This window comes from Mucilaginibacter sp. P4_A11 (assembly GCF_056402535.1).
In genome coordinates this window covers 79,824-97,807 of the sequence record NZ_JBFUHE010000013.1, presented here as the reverse complement: position 1 = coordinate 97,807, position 17,984 = coordinate 79,824, and the positions used below count along the sequence as shown (strand labels likewise).

4 protein-coding genes are annotated in these 17,984 nt (G+C 44.8%); 1 reads left to right on the top strand and 3 read right to left on the bottom strand.

Features of this window, described 5'->3' with window-relative positions; genetic code table 11:
- Positions 1-5 precede the first annotated feature (5 nt).
- Positions 6-1,001 carry a PorP/SprF family type IX secretion system membrane protein gene (locus tag AC1DUD_RS22710; protein WP_477378634.1) on the bottom strand — a complete coding sequence of 332 codons (996 nt, stop codon included), beginning with the start codon at positions 999-1,001 and terminating at the stop codon, positions 6-8.
- Positions 998-13,924, bottom strand: a complete 12,927-nt coding sequence (locus AC1DUD_RS22705; protein ID WP_477378632.1) for an Ig-like domain-containing protein — start codon at positions 13,922-13,924, stop codon at positions 998-1,000. The genes AC1DUD_RS22710 and AC1DUD_RS22705 overlap by 4 nt, the downstream gene beginning before the upstream one ends.
- 422 nt (positions 13,925-14,346) lie before the next feature.
- Between AC1DUD_RS22705 and AC1DUD_RS22700 the strand changes: the two genes are divergently transcribed.
- On the top strand, positions 14,347-16,932 hold the full coding sequence (locus AC1DUD_RS22700; protein WP_477378630.1) for an NACHT domain-containing protein: 2,586 nt from the start codon (positions 14,347-14,349) through the stop codon (positions 16,930-16,932).
- 7 nt (positions 16,933-16,939) lie between these two features.
- On the opposite strand, the gene AC1DUD_RS22695 is transcribed toward AC1DUD_RS22700, so the two are convergent.
- Positions 16,940-17,815: an AraC family transcriptional regulator gene (locus AC1DUD_RS22695; RefSeq protein ID WP_477378628.1), complete on the bottom strand. Its 876-nt coding sequence runs from the start codon at positions 17,813-17,815 to the stop codon at positions 16,940-16,942.
- Positions 17,816-17,984: the final 169 nt, after the last annotated feature.

Genomic DNA, 17,984 nt, shown 5'->3' with positions numbered 1-17,984 from the left:
AGCAATTAAAGCCTTGGACAAACAGGTTCAGGTTCCTGCACACGTTTGCGGAATACATAGCTCAGGGATAATTCAAAACCACCATTGCCACCTGTGGCACGGTTTAAGGATGATGTGTTTACATCGTAACTGGCGCCTATAATCAGGCTTTTTACGTGGTAACCTACATCGGCAACGGCAGCATCCTTAAAGCGGTACAGGAAACCAAGGATAAGGCCATTATCGTTCTGAAACTTAAATTCAGAATAAGCGCCCAGGCCCTTTATATCCGCACCCTGTTGCTTGATATAAACAGCGTTTGGTGTAAGGTCGAAAAAGTCTGAAGCTTTGATCTTAAAGCCGCCGTGAACGGTATAACGCAAGGGGATCTTACCTGCTGAATTTGCAGAGAAAGCATCTTTAGGCCTCGACAAGTGGCCTATGCTTATACCCCCGAAAGCGTTTACATCCTTAAACGGATCCCCATCGTAATAAAAAACACCGGCGTTGGCATCAAATACAGTACTGTTGGTGGTATTGAAGTTTTCAAAGCTTGGCATATTGGGGTCAAAACCACCTATTGGGGTGTACTGGCTGCCAAACTGAAGCTTGTTCATATCAAAACTACGGTTGATGATCCCCGCCTGAACACCAAAGCTTAAACGCTGGTTACCATCTGCTGAGATAGAAATAGCATACCCTAAAGCTCCATAAGCACTCAGGTAATTAAAGCTGTGCCCGCCCGATGACTGGTCGAGGATATTTACACCCAGGCTAAGTTTATCAGTTGCGCGCATATCGGCAGAGATAGCCGCCGTTTGATAGGCGTTATTGATGGTTGCCCATTGGCTTTTAAAGTTTGCGTTCACGCGCGAATCGCCATTGATAACTCCGGTTAATGCAGGGTTGAGCCATAACGGGTAAGCGTAGTACTGTGAAAAATGCGGGTCAACCTGAGCTGATAACCGCCCTGCTACCACAATAAGCAATAGCAGGGTTACAATTGTGATTTTATTTCTCATCGTAGTAGATTGATAGTTCCTTTTCTTTTGATCACTTCTCCGTCGTTTAGCGTGGCCTCAACGTAGTACACATATACACCTACCGGCTGCGCCTTACCTTTATATGTTCCATCCCATCCGGCCGACTGATTGGTAGATTTGAAGATTAATCCACCCCACTGATCATATATCGACATATTCATGCCTTTGATCACGGTGCCAAATACCAGGAACGTATCATTATTGCCATCCCCATTAGGGCTAAAGGCGTTAGGGATAAATATGCTGTTACCAAGCGGGTTGGTTGTTGTACCGGTCACCGCTGCCGAATTATCACTCAGCTCACAACCAGATGCACCCAAGGCCCTTACCACTATCGTAGCGCTTTGCAATGGTTGCAGATTATCAACCTTATAGATAAGCGCGGTGCCTACACTACTGAAGGTGGAACCGTTATTTAAGCTGATCTCATATCCGGTTGCCCCGGTTACAGCAGCCCAGCCAAAGGTTATACTTGTTGCGGTAGTTTCTGTAACATTAACCGCCGGCGTTGCAAGTTTTTGCAATACCTGTACGGTTACCGATGTACGTGTACCTGAATTACAACCACCACTGTTTGATGCTTCGGCATAGTAGGTTGTAGTTTGATTTAGCGCCGGAGTGGTGAAACTGTCGCCTGTAGCCAGTGCTGTTCCTCCTGTTGCATTAGCATACCACTTGATGGTAACATTAGCAGTACTGCTGACTGTAAGTGTTGCTGTGCTGCCCGGACAGATACCTGCATTTGGTCCGCTTACTGTAGGTGCAGTTGGAGCGCCGAGTACAGTAACCGTTGCAGATGCCCTTATACTTGAACTACAACCGGTACCATTAACAGCTTCGGCATAGTAAGTTTTGCTGGCTGTTAACGAAGGCGTGGTAAAGTTTGTACCTGTATAAACCGGGGTACCGCCCGTAGCCGCAGTGTACCAATTATAACTAAAGCCTTGTTGTGGGTTCGAAATACTTAGCAGCACCTGCGACCCACCACAAGCGGTTTGAGCGCTGTTAACCAGCAACGGAGTTGATGGTGGTGCCGAAATAGTCACCTGAACAGTTGCAGCCGACGAGCTGGCGCATGATCCGTTGCTGGCGTCAACATAGAAAGTTGTGTTTGCCAGGATAGGATCAGTTGTATAGGTTGAACCGGTAAACAAGAGGTTGGTGCGGGCTGCATTGCTATACCATTTGTAAATGATATTGCCCTGCGGCGATTGTACCGATAAAGTAGCTGTATTTCCGCTGCATACAGGCACGTTAGCCAATGTTGGCACCGGTGCGTTTGGCTGCGGAACAATAACCACATTTACAGCCAGCCTTGCCGAAGCATTACAGCTTTGACTGTTTGAAGCTTGCACATAATAAGTGGTATTGGCCGATAATACCGGTGTTGTAAACGCAGTGCCGGTATATAGCGAGCTGCCACCAGTTGCTACGTTATACCAGTTGTAGGTGGTACCCGCATCAGGGTTACTGATGTGAATTGTGGCCGCGCTGTTTTGACACACTGACAGATCGGCCGCTACCACCTGTGGTGTCGGCGTTGTAGTATTGCCTATAGTTACCTGTACAGCCGTGCGTGTAGTTGAAGCACAACTGCCGTTGCTTACCGCTTCAACATAATAAGTTGTGGCAGCAGTGAGTGGAGGCGTTGTATAAGTCGCACCAGTAAATATTGGTGAACCTCCGGTTGCAGCTGTATACCAGTTAAAGCTTACGTTAGGCGTAGTACTGGTAGCTGTAAGCGCTATCGTATTACCTGAACATACGGTGGTATTTCCACCACCCTGTGCTGTTACCGTAGGCGCAGTTGGGATTTGATTTACATTGATTGCTACCGATGTACGGCCGGTTGATGTACAACCTGTACTGTTCACCGCCTCGACGTAGTAAGTTACATTACCCGCCAGTGCCGGTGTATTAAAGCTTGTACCTGTAGCCAATGGTGTACCACCGGTAGCTGCACTGTACCAGTTATAGGTAAACCCAGCTTGCGGATTTGAAATACTAAGCGTTACAATACTGTTGATACAGGTTTGTACGGTGCTACCATTAGCAATTACAGGTGCCGATGGAGCTGCCTGAATGCTCACCTGGGCAATGGTTAAGTTGGCACTTTGGCAACCTGAAGCATTTACCGCTGCAACGTAATAAGTTGCGTTAGCGGTAAGCGGCCCTGTTATGTAGGTTGTACCTTCAAACAGTTTGGTAGTTTGTGATGCGGTGCTGAACCACTGGTAAGTGATACCCGCTACAGGTGATTGGATCTTCAATGTAGCCGGAGCCCCCAAGCAAACCTGTACGTTGGTGCTGGCCAGTATTGGATCAGCAGGCAATGGGTTAACCGTTACCTTAACCTGCGTACGGGTTGAGGCATTACAGTTACCTGCCTGAGCGGCCTCAACATAATATGTAGCATCCACAGTTAAAACGGGTGTATTATACTGTGTGCCTGTGTACAACAATGTGCCACCGGTTGCAGCGGTATACCAGCGGTAAACCACACCTGTTACCGGGTTGGCGATGCTCAGGCTTGTTGATTCACCCTCACAAACATTAAGACCGCCTGCACTGGCTTGTATAACCGGAGCCGTTGGTATGGGCTGTACGGTAATATCGGCACGGGCACGAGTTGGGCTTGTACATCCTGAGCTGTTTGATGATTCAACAAAGTATGATGCATCAGCTGTTAAATTATTAATGGTAAATATCGGCCCGGTAAATACTGGTGCACCACCTGTTGCAGCTGTGTACCATTTGTATGTTAAGCCGTTAACCGGATTGTTAACACTTAAGGTTGCACTACCGCCGCTGCATACATTAGTGGTAGCAGCGCTTAATACAGGAGCTGTAAGTGAATTGGTTACCGTTACATCAACAGCTGTACGTGCACCGTTATTTGAACAGCTTGTAGTAGCATTGGTTGCCTGTACATAATAGGTTGCATCCGAAGTAAGAGCCGCTGTAGTATAAGTATTACCTGTATGCAGCACTGCGCCGCCGGTTACTGCAGCAAACCATTCGTAGTTAACACCAGCAACAGGGTTAAGTACAGCTAAAGTAGCGGTACTGCCAGGGCAAACCTGTACAGTACTTGCTTGTACACCCGGTGCTGCCGGACGAGGATTTACTGTAATAGTAGCTTTTGTACGCGATGGGCTTATGCAGCTGCCATTAGTGATCTCTGCATAGTAGCTAACTGTTGCAATTGGTGTAGCCTGATAGTTGGCACCGGTGAATACTAAGGTACCGCCGGTTGGCGCATCATACCAGTTCACGGTTGCACCGGCTGCATTTGTTACCGACAGGGTAACTGCATCGCCCGAGCAAATTGATACCGCGTTTTGTGCAAGTATCGGATTTACCGGAGCCGGCGTTACGTTTGCTGTCGCGGCAACCCTGTTAGGGTTAGGACAGCTGTTTGATGTACGGCTGCTTTCTACATAGAAATTAGTTGTGCCATTTAAAGCAGTGGTAGTGTAATTATTGCCGGTGTGCAGCAAAGTACCTCCTACAGCAGCCGAATACCATTTATAAGTTACACCTGCAACCGGGTTGGCCACTGCAAACGTAGCAGTACCACCGGCGCATATATTATCTGTTTTAGCAGTAAGCTGAGGTATTGGTACCTGCTTGGTTGCGTAATAAATATTTAATGAGTTAAACAGCGATACGGTTGTGGTTAGCCTAACCTCAACCGCGTTATACGCAGCTTTCGGAACAAATTTCACCAAAGCTGTTTGGCCGCCTGCAAGTATGGTTACTTTGATCAGTGTGCTGCTCAGTGCAATCCTGTCGTTATTATCCGTATTACCGTTGAACGAGCCTATCTGCAGCTGACCTAATACACCTACTGATGCCAGGTTAACCGGTACTTTAATTTTCACAGTCACAGTATCGCCGGCAAGGCCTGCATCGCCAAAAATCAGTTTCTGGCCTACATAGCCTATAGCACCTACCCCAAGGTTAAGTTGGCTGAAGTTGACTGTATCAACGTCTACAGCATTATCAGGATTTGTTACACCGCACAGTAAGCAGGCTACGCCGCTGGTAGTATTAGTTTGGGTTGATGCAAAATCGCATGAAGTAGAGAATACCGGGTTAACAATTACTGTAACCGGTGTACGGGTTGTGCTGATACAACCTGTTGTATTTGATACCGCTTCAACATAATAAGTCGTATTGGTAGTTAAGGCAGGTGTAGTAAAGCTTGCCCCAGTATGAACCGGCGTACCACCATTAGCTGTGCTATACCAGTTAAAGGTAACATTAGCAGTTGTTGAACTGGCTGATAACTGAGCGGTTTGTCCGGATGTGATCTGTCCGCCGACCGGAACCACCGTAATAGTCGGCGCAACCGGGGTTGGATTAACGATAACATCAGCTTTGGCGCGGTTGGCACTTGTACAGGTGCCGGTAGCAGATTCAACGTAATACGATGTATTGGCAGTTAAAGCAGGCGTAACATATTGTGCGCCTGTATGTACAGGAGTACCGCCCGTTGCAGTTGTATACCAGTTAAAGGTAACCCCAGGCTGAGTTGAGGATGCGGTTAAAGTAACCGAAGAACCAGAGCAGGTTTGTGTACTTGCTTGCGATACTGTTGGCGTAATAGGAGTAGCAGTTACATTAGCAGTTACTTTGGTACGGGCACTGCTACTGCACTGGCCTGCGTTTGCTGCTTCTACATAATAGGAAGTAGTAGCGGTTAAAGCCGGAGTAGTGAAGCTGTTGCCTGTAATAATTGGAGTGCCGCCAGTAGCCGAAGCATACCAGGTATAAGTAACACCATTAACCGGAGTCACGGCAAAGGCTGCAGGCTGACCGGCGCAAACTGTTGTATTAGGTAGCGTCACAACCGGGGCAGCCGGTGGCGCAGTAACATTTACTTGTACTGGCGTACGAACAGCCTGCGAACAACCATCGGCAGTACGGCTGGCTTCTGCATAATAGGTTGTTGATGTGGTTAATGCCGGAGTAGTAAAGGTAGCACCGGTAAATACTGGTGAGCCACCAGTGGCCGAAGTATACCACCTTATAGTTACGTTTGCCGGAGCAGTGGCTGTCAGCGTAGCCTGCGTACCAGAACAAGCTGTTACCGGTGATGCCGTAATAGCAGGTGCCGGAACCGATTGTGAAGCATCATAAACATTCAGACTGCTGAACACACCGGCAAGGGCTGCGTTCAACCTGATCTCTACCCTGTCGAACGTATGGGTGGCTTTGAAGGCTACCCTGAAACGGCTTGTACCGCTCAGTAACTGAATATTAATCAGTGAGCCATTTATATTGAAGTAATCATTATTAAAGGCTGCGCCATTATAAGTACCTATCTGAATTTGTGATAGTACACTTATGCTGGCCAGTGTTCCGGGAACACCTAATTCAACTATTACGCTGTCGCCTGCTATACCAGTGTTGGCAAAGCGTAGAGTTTGGCTGGCGTATGAATTAACCAATCCAACAGGAACTAATAATTGTGAGAAGGTGTTGCGATCTGCGTCAACAGATCCCGTAGCGTTCAGCACCCCGCAACCCACACACAGTAAACCGCTTGTGGTATTAGTTTGGTCAATAGCTGCGTCGCAAGGTACAGGATTCGAGCCCTGTTGATTTACGGTAACTATACCGGTCGCCCTTGTAGCAGATTTTACGCCGGTTGCCGGGATAGATGACTCCGCATAGTAAATAGTATTGGCAAATTCAGGTGGAGTTGTGTAGGTGGCTCCTGTAAAGATACTTGTACCGCCCGTTGGCGTAGTGAACCAGTTAAATACTGCTCCCGGCGTGGTTGATGACGCAGTGAACGAAGTTGTTTGTCCCGGACTAACTGTGGTAGTTGGCGGGGTTACGCTTACATCAGGTATTACAACAGGCTGTACGCTGATAATTACAGGTGTACGCGTAGCCGACACGCAATTGCCAAGTGCGGTACCTGCATAATAAGTTTTAGTAGCGGTTAAAACTGGGGTAACATAAGGGTTGCCGGTAAATACCAAGTTGCCGCCTGTCGGTGCATCAAACCATTGTATAGTTGCGCCGTTGCTGGCGGTGGCATTTAAAGTAGCTGTTTGTCCGGCTGTGATGGTTACATTTTGAGCCGTAACTGTTGGCGCGGCCGGAGCATCATCAACAATAACATTTACGGGGAACCTTACGGTTGACGCGCATGAACCACGGCTGTATTCTACATAATAAGTGGTGTTTGCATTTAAAGCCGGTGTTGTATAGGATGCACCTGTATGCACAATAGTACCTCCTATCGGCGCATTGTACCAGGTAAATGTTCCGTTGGCAGGTGATGTAATATTGATCACCGCGCTGCTGTCTTTACAAATTTCGGGAGCAGTTGGGTTAAATATTGGTTTAGGGAATTGTTGTGCCGCATAGTAAATATTCAACGGTGTAAGCAAGCTTGCCACGCCTGAGTTTATTTTTACCGTGATACGGTCGTAAGCTCCGGTAGCCGGGATATAAACCGCGTATTTGTTAGAACTTCCTGCAAGCAGGTATACTTTAATTAAAGCACTGTTAAGCGCAAGCGTTGAAGTTGGAGTAGCACCGTTAGATAGTGTTACCTGGATATTGCCCAAAACTGCCGCGCTCAATAATCCATTAGGATTTTGTAATACCAGTTTAATAGTATCGCCTGCAAAACCCGGCTGTTGGAAACGCAGTTCCTGCTGAGCGTACCCACCCAGTAAACCGGCTAATACATTAACTGTTGATGCTGTTGTAGTATCGGCATCAGTTGCCAGTAATTCATTGGTTACACCGCAGCCCAGGCAAATTCCATTTACCGTAACAGTTTCCTGGTTAGCAAACGTACATGGAGCATTGGTATTGATAGTTACGTTAATGGTGATTGGCGTACGGCTGGCCGATGTACAACCGGTACTGTTAACCGCGTTTACATAATAAGTTGTATTACTATAAAGTAAAGGTGTTTCAAAAGTAGTACCGGTAAATACTGGTGTTGCCGCGTTAGTAGATGTATACCAGTTATAGGTAACACCGGTTTGCGTATTGGTAACGCCTATAGTTGTTTTCTGTCCGGCAGCTACCGATGTATTATTTGCCGATAAAGTTGGATTAGCTGGAAGCGGAACAACAGTAACATCGGCCTGGGTGCGTTGGGCACTGGTGCAGCCGCCTGCGTTTACTGCTTCTACATAATAACTTGTATTGTTATGTAAGGCAGCAGTTGTATAAGTCGGTCCGGTAAATACAGGCGCGCCACCGGTTGCTGTGGTATACCAGTTATAGATATTTCCGGCAGCTGGACTGGTTACAGCTAAAGTTGCAACGCTACCATCGCAAATGCTAACGCTTGTAGCGTTAAGTGCAGGTGCTGTTGGCGGTGGTGCTAAAGTTGCTGTTACCTTGGTACGGGTTGTACTGATACAGCTTCCGCCAGATACTGCTTCTGCATAATAGCTGGTAGTTGCGTTGATGGCAGCAGTCGTAAAGCTGTTACCGGCATGCACTAATGTGCCGCCGGTAGCTGCCGAGTACCAGTTGTAAGTTACACCGGTAACCGGGGTTATATTAAACGAGGCTGTTTGCCCCACACATACAGTTACGTTAGGCGCTGCCACAACAGGCGCTGCCGGTATGGTTACCACATTGATGTTAACTGGAGTACGTACAGTTTGTGTACAACCGTCAGATGTGCGGCTTGCTTCGGCATAATAAGTTGTTGTAGCACTAAGGGACGGTGTAGTGAAATTAGCTCCTGTACCAACAGCAGTACCGCCGGTAGCCGAAGTATACCATTTCACAGTTACGTTAGCCGGAACAGTAGCGCTAATTGTAACCGGCGCACCTGAACAGGTTGTTACCGGCGAAACAGCGATAACCGGAGCTGCTACCGATTGCGAAGCATCGTAAATATTCAGGCTGCTGAATACGCCTGCAAGCGCCGCGTTCAGCCTAACCTCTACCCTGTCGAAATTGTGGGTTGCTTTAAACGCCACCCTGAAACGGCTGGTGCCGCTCAATAACTGGATATTGATCAGTGATCCGTTTACATTTGTATAGTCGTTATTGAAAGTGGCGCCATTGTAAGTACCTATCTGAATTTGAGAAAGTACGCTTACACTGGCCAACGTTCCGGGAACACCCAACTCAACAACTACGCTATCGCCTGCAAGACCAGGATTCGTAAACCTTAATGTCTGACTTGCATAAGCATTCAGTAACCCAACCGGAACTACTAATTGCGAGAATGTGTTCCTGTCTGCATCAACCGAACCCGTTGCGTTGAGTATACCGCAGCCTAAACATAATAAACCACTTGTAGTATTGGTTTGATCGATAGCAGCATCGCAAGGTACAGGATTTGAAGCCTGTTGATTGATAGTTACTGCACCAGGCGCTCTTGTAGTTGATTTTACACCGGTAGCAGTTACTGTAGCTTCGGCATAAAAAGTAGTATTGGCAAATTGCGGCGGTGTAGTATAGGTAGCGCCTGTAAAGATGCTTGTACCACCTGTTGGCGTAGTAAACCAGTTAAAGGTTACCCCCGGCGTAGTTGATGAAGCAGTAAACGAAGTTGTTTGTCCTGCATTCAGCGCAACTGTTGGAGGTGTTACCGATACAGTAGGTATAACTATTGGCTGCACAGTAATATTAACGGATGTACGGGTGGCAGATACGCAACTACCTAAGGCAGTACCTGCATAATAAGTTTTATTGGCAGTTAGCACAGGTGTTACAAACGGATTACCTGTATGCACAAGGTTCCCGCCTGTTGCTGCATCATACCATTGTATGGTAGCGCCATTGCTGGCAGTGGCATTTAAAGTAGCTGTTTGTCCGCTGGTGATAGTTACGTTTTGGGCAGTAACAGTTGGTGCGGCCGGCACATCATCAACCAAAATAGTAACCGGGAACCTTACGGTACCTGTACAGGTGCCGCGGGTATATTCGATATAATAAGTAGTGTTGGCATTTAATACCGGTGTGGTGTATGAAGTACCGGTATGTACCGAAGTACCGCCGGTTGGCGTAGTAAACCAGGTAAATGTCCCGTTAGCTGGCGAAGTAATATTAACTACCGCGCTGCTGCCCTTACAAATTTCTGGTGAAGTTGGGTTAAACACCGGTTTCGGGAATTGTTGCGAAGCATAATAAATATTAAGCGGTGTTAACAAGCTTGCAACACCCGAGTTGATGCTGATTGTGATGCGATCGTAGGCGCCGGTTGCCGGGATATAAACCGCATATTTATTAGAGCTGCCTGCAAGCAGGAATACTTTGATCAGCGCGTTATTAAGCTGATAGCTTGCTGTAGTGGTTGTGCCATTGGCAAGTGTTACACCAATATTACCCAAAACAGCAGCACCTAACAAACCATTAGGATTTTGCAGTACCAGTTTAATGGTATCGCCTGCGAAACCTGCCTGCTGAAAACGGAGTTCCTGTTGAATATTACCACCTAACAAACCTGCCAGTACATTGATGGTTGAAGCTGTAGTGGTATCCGCATCAGTAGCTAAAGCCGGATTGGTAACGGTGCAACCCAAACAAAGGCCGTTTACAGTCATCGTTTGCTGATTAGCAAACGTACAAGGCGCATTAGTATTGATAGTTACTGTAATAGTAACGGCAGTGCGGTTTGCCGAAGGGCAGCCGGTAGCGTTTACAGCACTTACATAGTAAGTTGTGTTGTTATATAATAAAGGTGTTTGGAAGGTAGTACCTGTAAATACCGGTGCACCTGCATTTGCTGATGTATACCAGTTATAAGTAATACCAGCCTGCGGACTGGTTACGCTGATACTTGTTTTTTGCCCGGCAGCTATCGATGAGTTTGCTGCGGATACTGCTGGATCAGCAGGAAGAGGTGTAACGGTAACAGTTGCCTGTGTACGTGCAGTGCTGCTGCAACCGCCGGCATTTACAGCTTCAACATAGTAAGTTGCATTAGCGGTTAAAGCGGCTGTAGTATAAGTCGCCCCTGTAAATACCGGGGTGCCTCCGGTTGCAGCAGCGTACCAGTTATAAGTAGTACCTGCCACCGCTCCGCTTACCGATAAAGTAGCTACACCGCCGCTACAAATGGTTACGTTGGCGGCAGTAAGTGTTGGAGCAACTGGTGGCGCTGTAATATTAGCAGTTACCTTGGTGCGGGCTGCACTTGCACAGCTTCCGCCGGCAACTACTGCTTCGGCATAATAGCTTGTGGCAGCAGTTAGGGCCGGTGTAGTAAAGCTATCGCCGGTGTGCAATAATGTACCGCCGGTAGCGGCGCTATACCAGTTTATGGTAACGCCGGCTACACTGGTGGCGGTAAACGTAGCGGTTTGCCCTGAACAAACGCTAACAGTATTGTTGGCTATAACCGGTGCTGCCGGTACAGCATTTACAGTAACAGTTACTTTAGTTCGGTCCGACTCGTCGGTACATCCGCTGCGCATGGCGGCAACGTAATAGGTTGCCGAAGCCGTTAAAACAGGAGTTGTAAAGGCAGCCCCGGTAAATACCGGCGATCCGCCTGTTGCTTGTGTATACCAGTGAAATACTGTATTAGGAACTGCGGTAGCAGTGAATGTCGCCGTAGTACCCGTACAGATCTGGGCATCATTGGATGCTACGTTATTTATTTTGATTACCGGTTTGGCAATTAATCGCTGGATCTCATATAAATCGAGGGTTGATAATACGTTGGCAACACCTCCTAACCTCAGCTGCACCCTGTCGAAAACCTTACCCGGCACAAAAGTGATCACAACCTTACGCCTGTTATTGGTAAGGTCGAGCAAACGAACCTTTAATAATGATGAACTTAAGTAGGTAAGATCATTATTATCGGTATTACCATAATAAGTGTTTACCGACGAACCTGCCAGTAAACCAACCTGCAGTAAGGCCTCAGGCACCGAAAGGGTTAATCTTACCGAATCGCCTATTACCGATGGATTTGAAAATATGATTGTTTGCTGCGCATAAGCTCCTAATAAGCCAACGCCGGCATTTAATGTGGACGCTGTGTTCAGGTTTCCGTCGATAGCGTTTTGTGGATTGACCACGCCTCCTACATTAAGCCCTAAATTCAACAGCGCTGAAGAGATGCCATGCAACTCATCTATAGCAGTATTACAAACTGCGGGGCCTGCTGTGGTTACAAAGCCCTCGTATAAGTAAATGCTGCTTAAAGCCCCAACAAGCCCACCGTTAAGCGTTACACGGATGCCGTCATAAGCCTGCGTTGGGGCAAAACTAACTTCAGTTTGATTGTTATTGCTTAAAGCCGATAATAAAGTTGCGGCAGAAACCGGCGAGCCAACCGGCGTATTGCCATTGTAGGCCTGCAAAACAACGCCGCCAAGCGCTGTAAGGCTAAGTAGATTATCGCCTGTACCTAATTTAACGGTAACAGGTGTACCTACAGGCTTGGTACCGCCGGGGAATGTTAAGGTTTGATAGGTTTGGGCTGCAAGGCCAACAGTTACATTTAAAGTTGAATAGGTTTGCAGGTTACCATCTGAAGCATTACCAGGGTTGGTAACCGTACAACCAAGGCATAGCAAGCCACCAGCTCCCGGTTGCTGTGCATTTGCATAAGTCCGCACACCTGATGGGTTTACAGGAGGTGTTGGCGTTGTAGTGCCTACAGTAAGCGAAACTTTCGTCCTTTCTGACTCATCAGTACAACCGGTACGCGAAGCAGATACATAATAATCAGTAGATGCTGTGAGCGCCGGTGTTGTATAGCTTGGCCCTGTTGCAACCGGCGAACCGCCGGTCGCCTGGGTATACCAGTTAAATGTAGTATTGGCAACGGCATTTGCAGTAAGGGTGGCCGTTGAACCAGAATTAATTTGAGCTGTTACGCCCAATGCATTATTAATTTTTGTTACCGGCCTTGGTATTAATCTAATAGCTTCATAAAGATCAAGGGTTGATAAAACATTGGCTACGCCGCCAAGGGTAAGCTGCACACGGTCAAAAACTTGAGTAGGCGCAAAGGTTATCGTAACCTTCCGCCTGTTATTAGTTAGATTGAGCAATCGCAGATTTAAAAGCGACGCACTTATTGCCGTTTGATCATTATTATAAGTATTGCCAAGATAAGTTGATACCGAAATATTTGACAGCAATCCCACGTCTATCAGTGCTTGCGGTACTGACAATGTCATTCTCACAGAATCGCCTGTTACCGACGGACTTTCATATATAACAGTTTGCTGAGCATATGCACCAAGCAAACCCACACCTGCGTTTAAGGTGGATGCTGTATTAATATTACCGTCGATGGCGTTCTGAGGATTTGCTACGCCTCCCACGTTAGCACCCAAACCAAGTAAAGCCGATGATATACCATGTAGTTCATCAACCGCCATACCGCAAATACCGGCACCAGTGCCGTTAGTAAAAGCATCATATAAATAAGTATTTGCCAAAACACCGGCTAAGCCTCCGTTAACCGTTACCCTTACCCTGTCATAAGCCTGGGCCGGTGTTATACTTACCTCAACCTGGTTATTATTGCTTAGTGCTGTTAGCAATGTAGCAACGGCTACCGGGCTACCAATGGATGTATTACCGTTATATGCCTGTAAGAAAACCCCTCCGAGGGCTGTAAGGCTTAACAGTTTATCACCCGATCCTAACTTAACAGTGACCGGGGTGCCTGATGATTTTGCGCTTTGAAATATTAACTCCTGGTAGGTTTGTGCTGCTAAGCCAACAGTTACATTTATGGAAGAGAATGTTTGAACATTACCATCTGCCGCGTTTGCAGCATTTAACATTGTGCAGTTTACACAGGCAACACCTGTTGCTCCGTGTTGCTCGGATGTGGCATATGTCCGTTGCGCTTGCGCATATTTAATATTAAACAATGCCAATAAAATAAATAACACTAAAAAAGCGTTCTTGTTAAAGGCGAGGTTTCTCATAAGGCATAGATGTTTGAAATGACCTCGTAAAGCTAAATCAAGCCTATGCAATACAAAAAAGGCTTTTCATTCATTAAAAATCAGTCCAGCCATATTATTCAGTATTACTGCACATTTGTTCATTCTGTTTTCTCCGTTCATTTTCCGTTCATTTTATTCATTAACAAAATACAACCTAACGGAATATCATTTTTCATAAAATATAAATCTATTCCCAGTTAACATACGTATTATTGAATGAACAAAATATTGAAAATATTTGTTTAGCCATGTATTTACAATCTCCCGTTACCCCAGGGAGTTACCTTAACCTTTTATAAGTTTTATTATATAAGTTACCAAGAGTTTTTGCCGATACGGGTTGTGCTATTTTGTTTGACTGACTTTATAGTTAATATATTCACTTTTTAAAACCTTTACCGATGCATCTATTTTCGACGTATCATTTTGATTTATTAAAAAAAGAACTAACGGAAAAAGCGGGCATGGCTTACATCACCCCTGCCGACTGTAAGGCCTTGTCATTAATGTTATTCAACAAAACGCAAAAAAGCATTAGTGAAACTACGCTGAAGCGGATCTTTGGGTTTGCATACAGTAAGTTCACCCCGTCGTTGTTCACAATGAACGCGCTTGCTGAGTTTTGTGGATACACCGGTTGGGATGCGTTTTGCCAAAGCCGGCAAAAAACGATTGTCAAAAAGGAGAGTCATGCGTATAAACCTGGCAAAATAACAGCCAAAGCAGAACGGATTACCAATTTCACCTTGCAAACCCAGGTTAATCATTCGGGCATGCCGTTTCAGTATACTACACCCCGAAAGTTTATTAACGAGCAATTGTCAATATTCATGCAGCAACCTTACACTGCTACCGTTTTCACCGCTCCGGCAGGCTACGGCAAAACAATTGGGTTATGCCACTGGGTAAAGGATTTGATAAAAGCTAATATGCAAAAAGATGAAAAGGATCTGATATTGTTTTTTAATGGCAATACGCTCAATTCATCGCTGCAAAATATACACCTCAACCACTGGCTGATGGGCCTTATCGGTCTCTCCCCGGATGAAGACCTTGAGGCATTAGCCGAAATAGCCGAAGACTTTAGCGGCCGTTTCATATTGATCATTGATGGCTTTGATGAATTTTATTTCAGGAACAATACATTCGAAACAGTATTTAATCAACTGGCCGATATTATAGCCATGTACCATAAATATCCCTGGTTTAAAGTTATTTTAACCATGCGTTCATCAACCTGGAGCAACTTCAGGGAAGATGTCATCGCCAAGCCCGATGTATGGTTCACCGGCTTTATGATGGATACCAATCAAAAGCTTAACGTGCCGCTGTTCACTTCTGAAGAAATCCAAAAACTTTGTGATAATATAAACCCCAATATTGCTCATGATATAACTTTACCTATTATTGATAAACTAAGCCATCCTTTATACTTCCAATATTATTACCAGCGCTATGGCGATAACTTTAGCTTAAATCATTTCAATGAGCTTACCAGCTATGATCTTGTAAGCTCAAACTATTATCACAGTGTTTATAAAGGACATTATGCAATTGAAAAATTGCTGCTCATCACCGGCATCATCAACCAAATGGATACCGATAATAAAGTGTATGAGGTTAGCAAAATAAAGGTTTACGAACTGATCAAAAAGTACGGATCTGCTTACCAGGAAATGATCAACGCCGGGATTCTTGAAGAATTGAACCTTTCACGCGAAAATAAGCTGAATTTTATCGTTAAAATGGCTGATGAAGCTACCCTTGAGTATGCGCTCGCCATGATCCTTATGTATAACAACAATTATATATTTGACGATAACCTGGTAAACTTAACCGACCTTGTATTTAGCAGGGATAAAAAACTGCCGATTATAAAATGGTTTATTTATAACGCCATATATAAGGATTACAAATTTGAGCTCAAAGCTTTGCTGAACGTGCAGCTACTGCCAAATGAAAAATCAGAGATCATAAGTTTTATTGGTGAATTGTTAAAAATCCAGCATGTGAACGCACGCATGACCGAGCGGATGGAGGATTTGTTTAAACAGGTATGCAGTGAAGATTTCTTTAATTATTTCATCAGCCTTGAGTTTATTGATATTGGCTATGAAGAGGTATTGGAAACTTTTTTGCAATTCCGCTTATCAACCCAGCAACAAATACTTATAAAAACCTGCCTTGCTGTTATTGCGGTGATACAACTTGATTTGACAAAGATTGAAAAACACCTTGGCGATTTAAAACAGCATAATTTAAAAGGTCTGCAAAATTTGCCAATCAACCCCGTAAATTGCATCGAAACTATACTGTTTTATCTGAAATACGGCATTATTAAAAAGGAGTCGCTCACTGAGATCACCAAGTTTTATTTCAATCCGGTCCCAAATACAGGTGTTTCAAAAGGCTTTACCGAAGTGGTTTACCTGTTGGCTTTATACACATCAACCATTTGCCAAAAACACAATAAAACGGCCAAATTTATTAACGGGTTAAATAAGGTATACCAGGGTTATTCCGCAGGATATTCATTGATATTGAAAACTATCATGGCCGAGTCATACCTGGCATCGGGCTATGAAGACAAGGCAAGGGATATTTTCAATGAAATAAGCCGCATTTACAGTGAGCAGGCTGGCGGTTTCACCCCCTTTATGAGAGTGCTTTATGACGGGTTAAAAATAAAGCTAACTTTGCCTGTAAGCAATCACCTTGCTGTTGTAAATAATATTAAAAGCCACATTAAACTGTGCGACGATTCAAAACAGATCATAGTTAAAGTTAATACACTCGGTTTCATACTCAGCAATTACGCTATACTAAAAGAAAACGTATATGTATTTAATGACTTGTATTTTGATTTTATAAAAAGTATCCGTAACAATGGTTGCCGTACCGAGCATTTCATGAACGATGAAATAAAATGGGCCGAAACAACGCCTGCTAATAGTTCATTAAACAGGTTTAAAAACTCTTTAAATTAACCGCAAACTAAGATAATATCTGATTTCGGTACTGGCGCGGACTAACCTTTTTAATCACTTTAAAAAAGCGGTTGAAGTTCGATACGTTATTAAAACCGCACTCATAGGCTATATCTGTTATACTGTTTTCTTTATTACTAAGCAGTTTGCAGGCATAGCCTATTCTTGTTTCATTTACAAACTGGGTAAATGACTTTTGCGTACGCGCTTTAAAAAATCTGCAAAACGCAAAAGTATTCATGTTGGCCACATCAGCAATAGTATTTAATGAGATATCCTCTCTGAAATTATCAAAAATGTACTTAAATACCTGATCCATACGCTTACTGTCATGATATTGATAGTAATTGATATAATTAATACTGGCCAACAGGCTGTGCTCGGTGTCTGCACTCATGATATTAAGGATCTCGAGCAGGGTGATGATCCTTTGCAACCCTTCTTGTTGTACTATCTGGTACATTAGTTTTATTACCAGCTCCCGGCTTTGGCCCGTTAACTCCGCCCCTCTTTGCGCCTTACTTAAAAACGACTCAACTTTACGTACGTTACCAAACGCCGAAAGATTCATCAACAATTTTGATGGGTTGAAGTGAATAGATAATGAATGCGCGTAAGCTTCTGGATCATCCTCGTTTGGTTGTTCCCTGGTATTATGCCAAACATGCGGAATATTTGAACCAAGAAAAATAAGCTCCCCGCTTTCAAAATAATCAACCAGATCGCCGATGATGCGTTTGCCCGAGCCTTTTATAATGTGTACAAGCTGACATTCTTCGTGAAAATGGAACTCACTTGAGAAAAAAGGAAGCTTTACTTCCCTGGCAACAAAGAGGTCTTCTGACTGCACCCCGTCAGACAATACGGCTAAAATTGGTTTCATTTTAACAAGATATGAACAGAAAAAGTAAATATAAGCAAATATACTATCGAAAGTTGTCAATTAAAATGAAAGCAAAAATTCAAACGGCGCTAATTTTACAATATCATATCTTATCCAAAAAGATATAATAAACCGATTTATAAACACAGGAAACAAGATTTTACAGTGG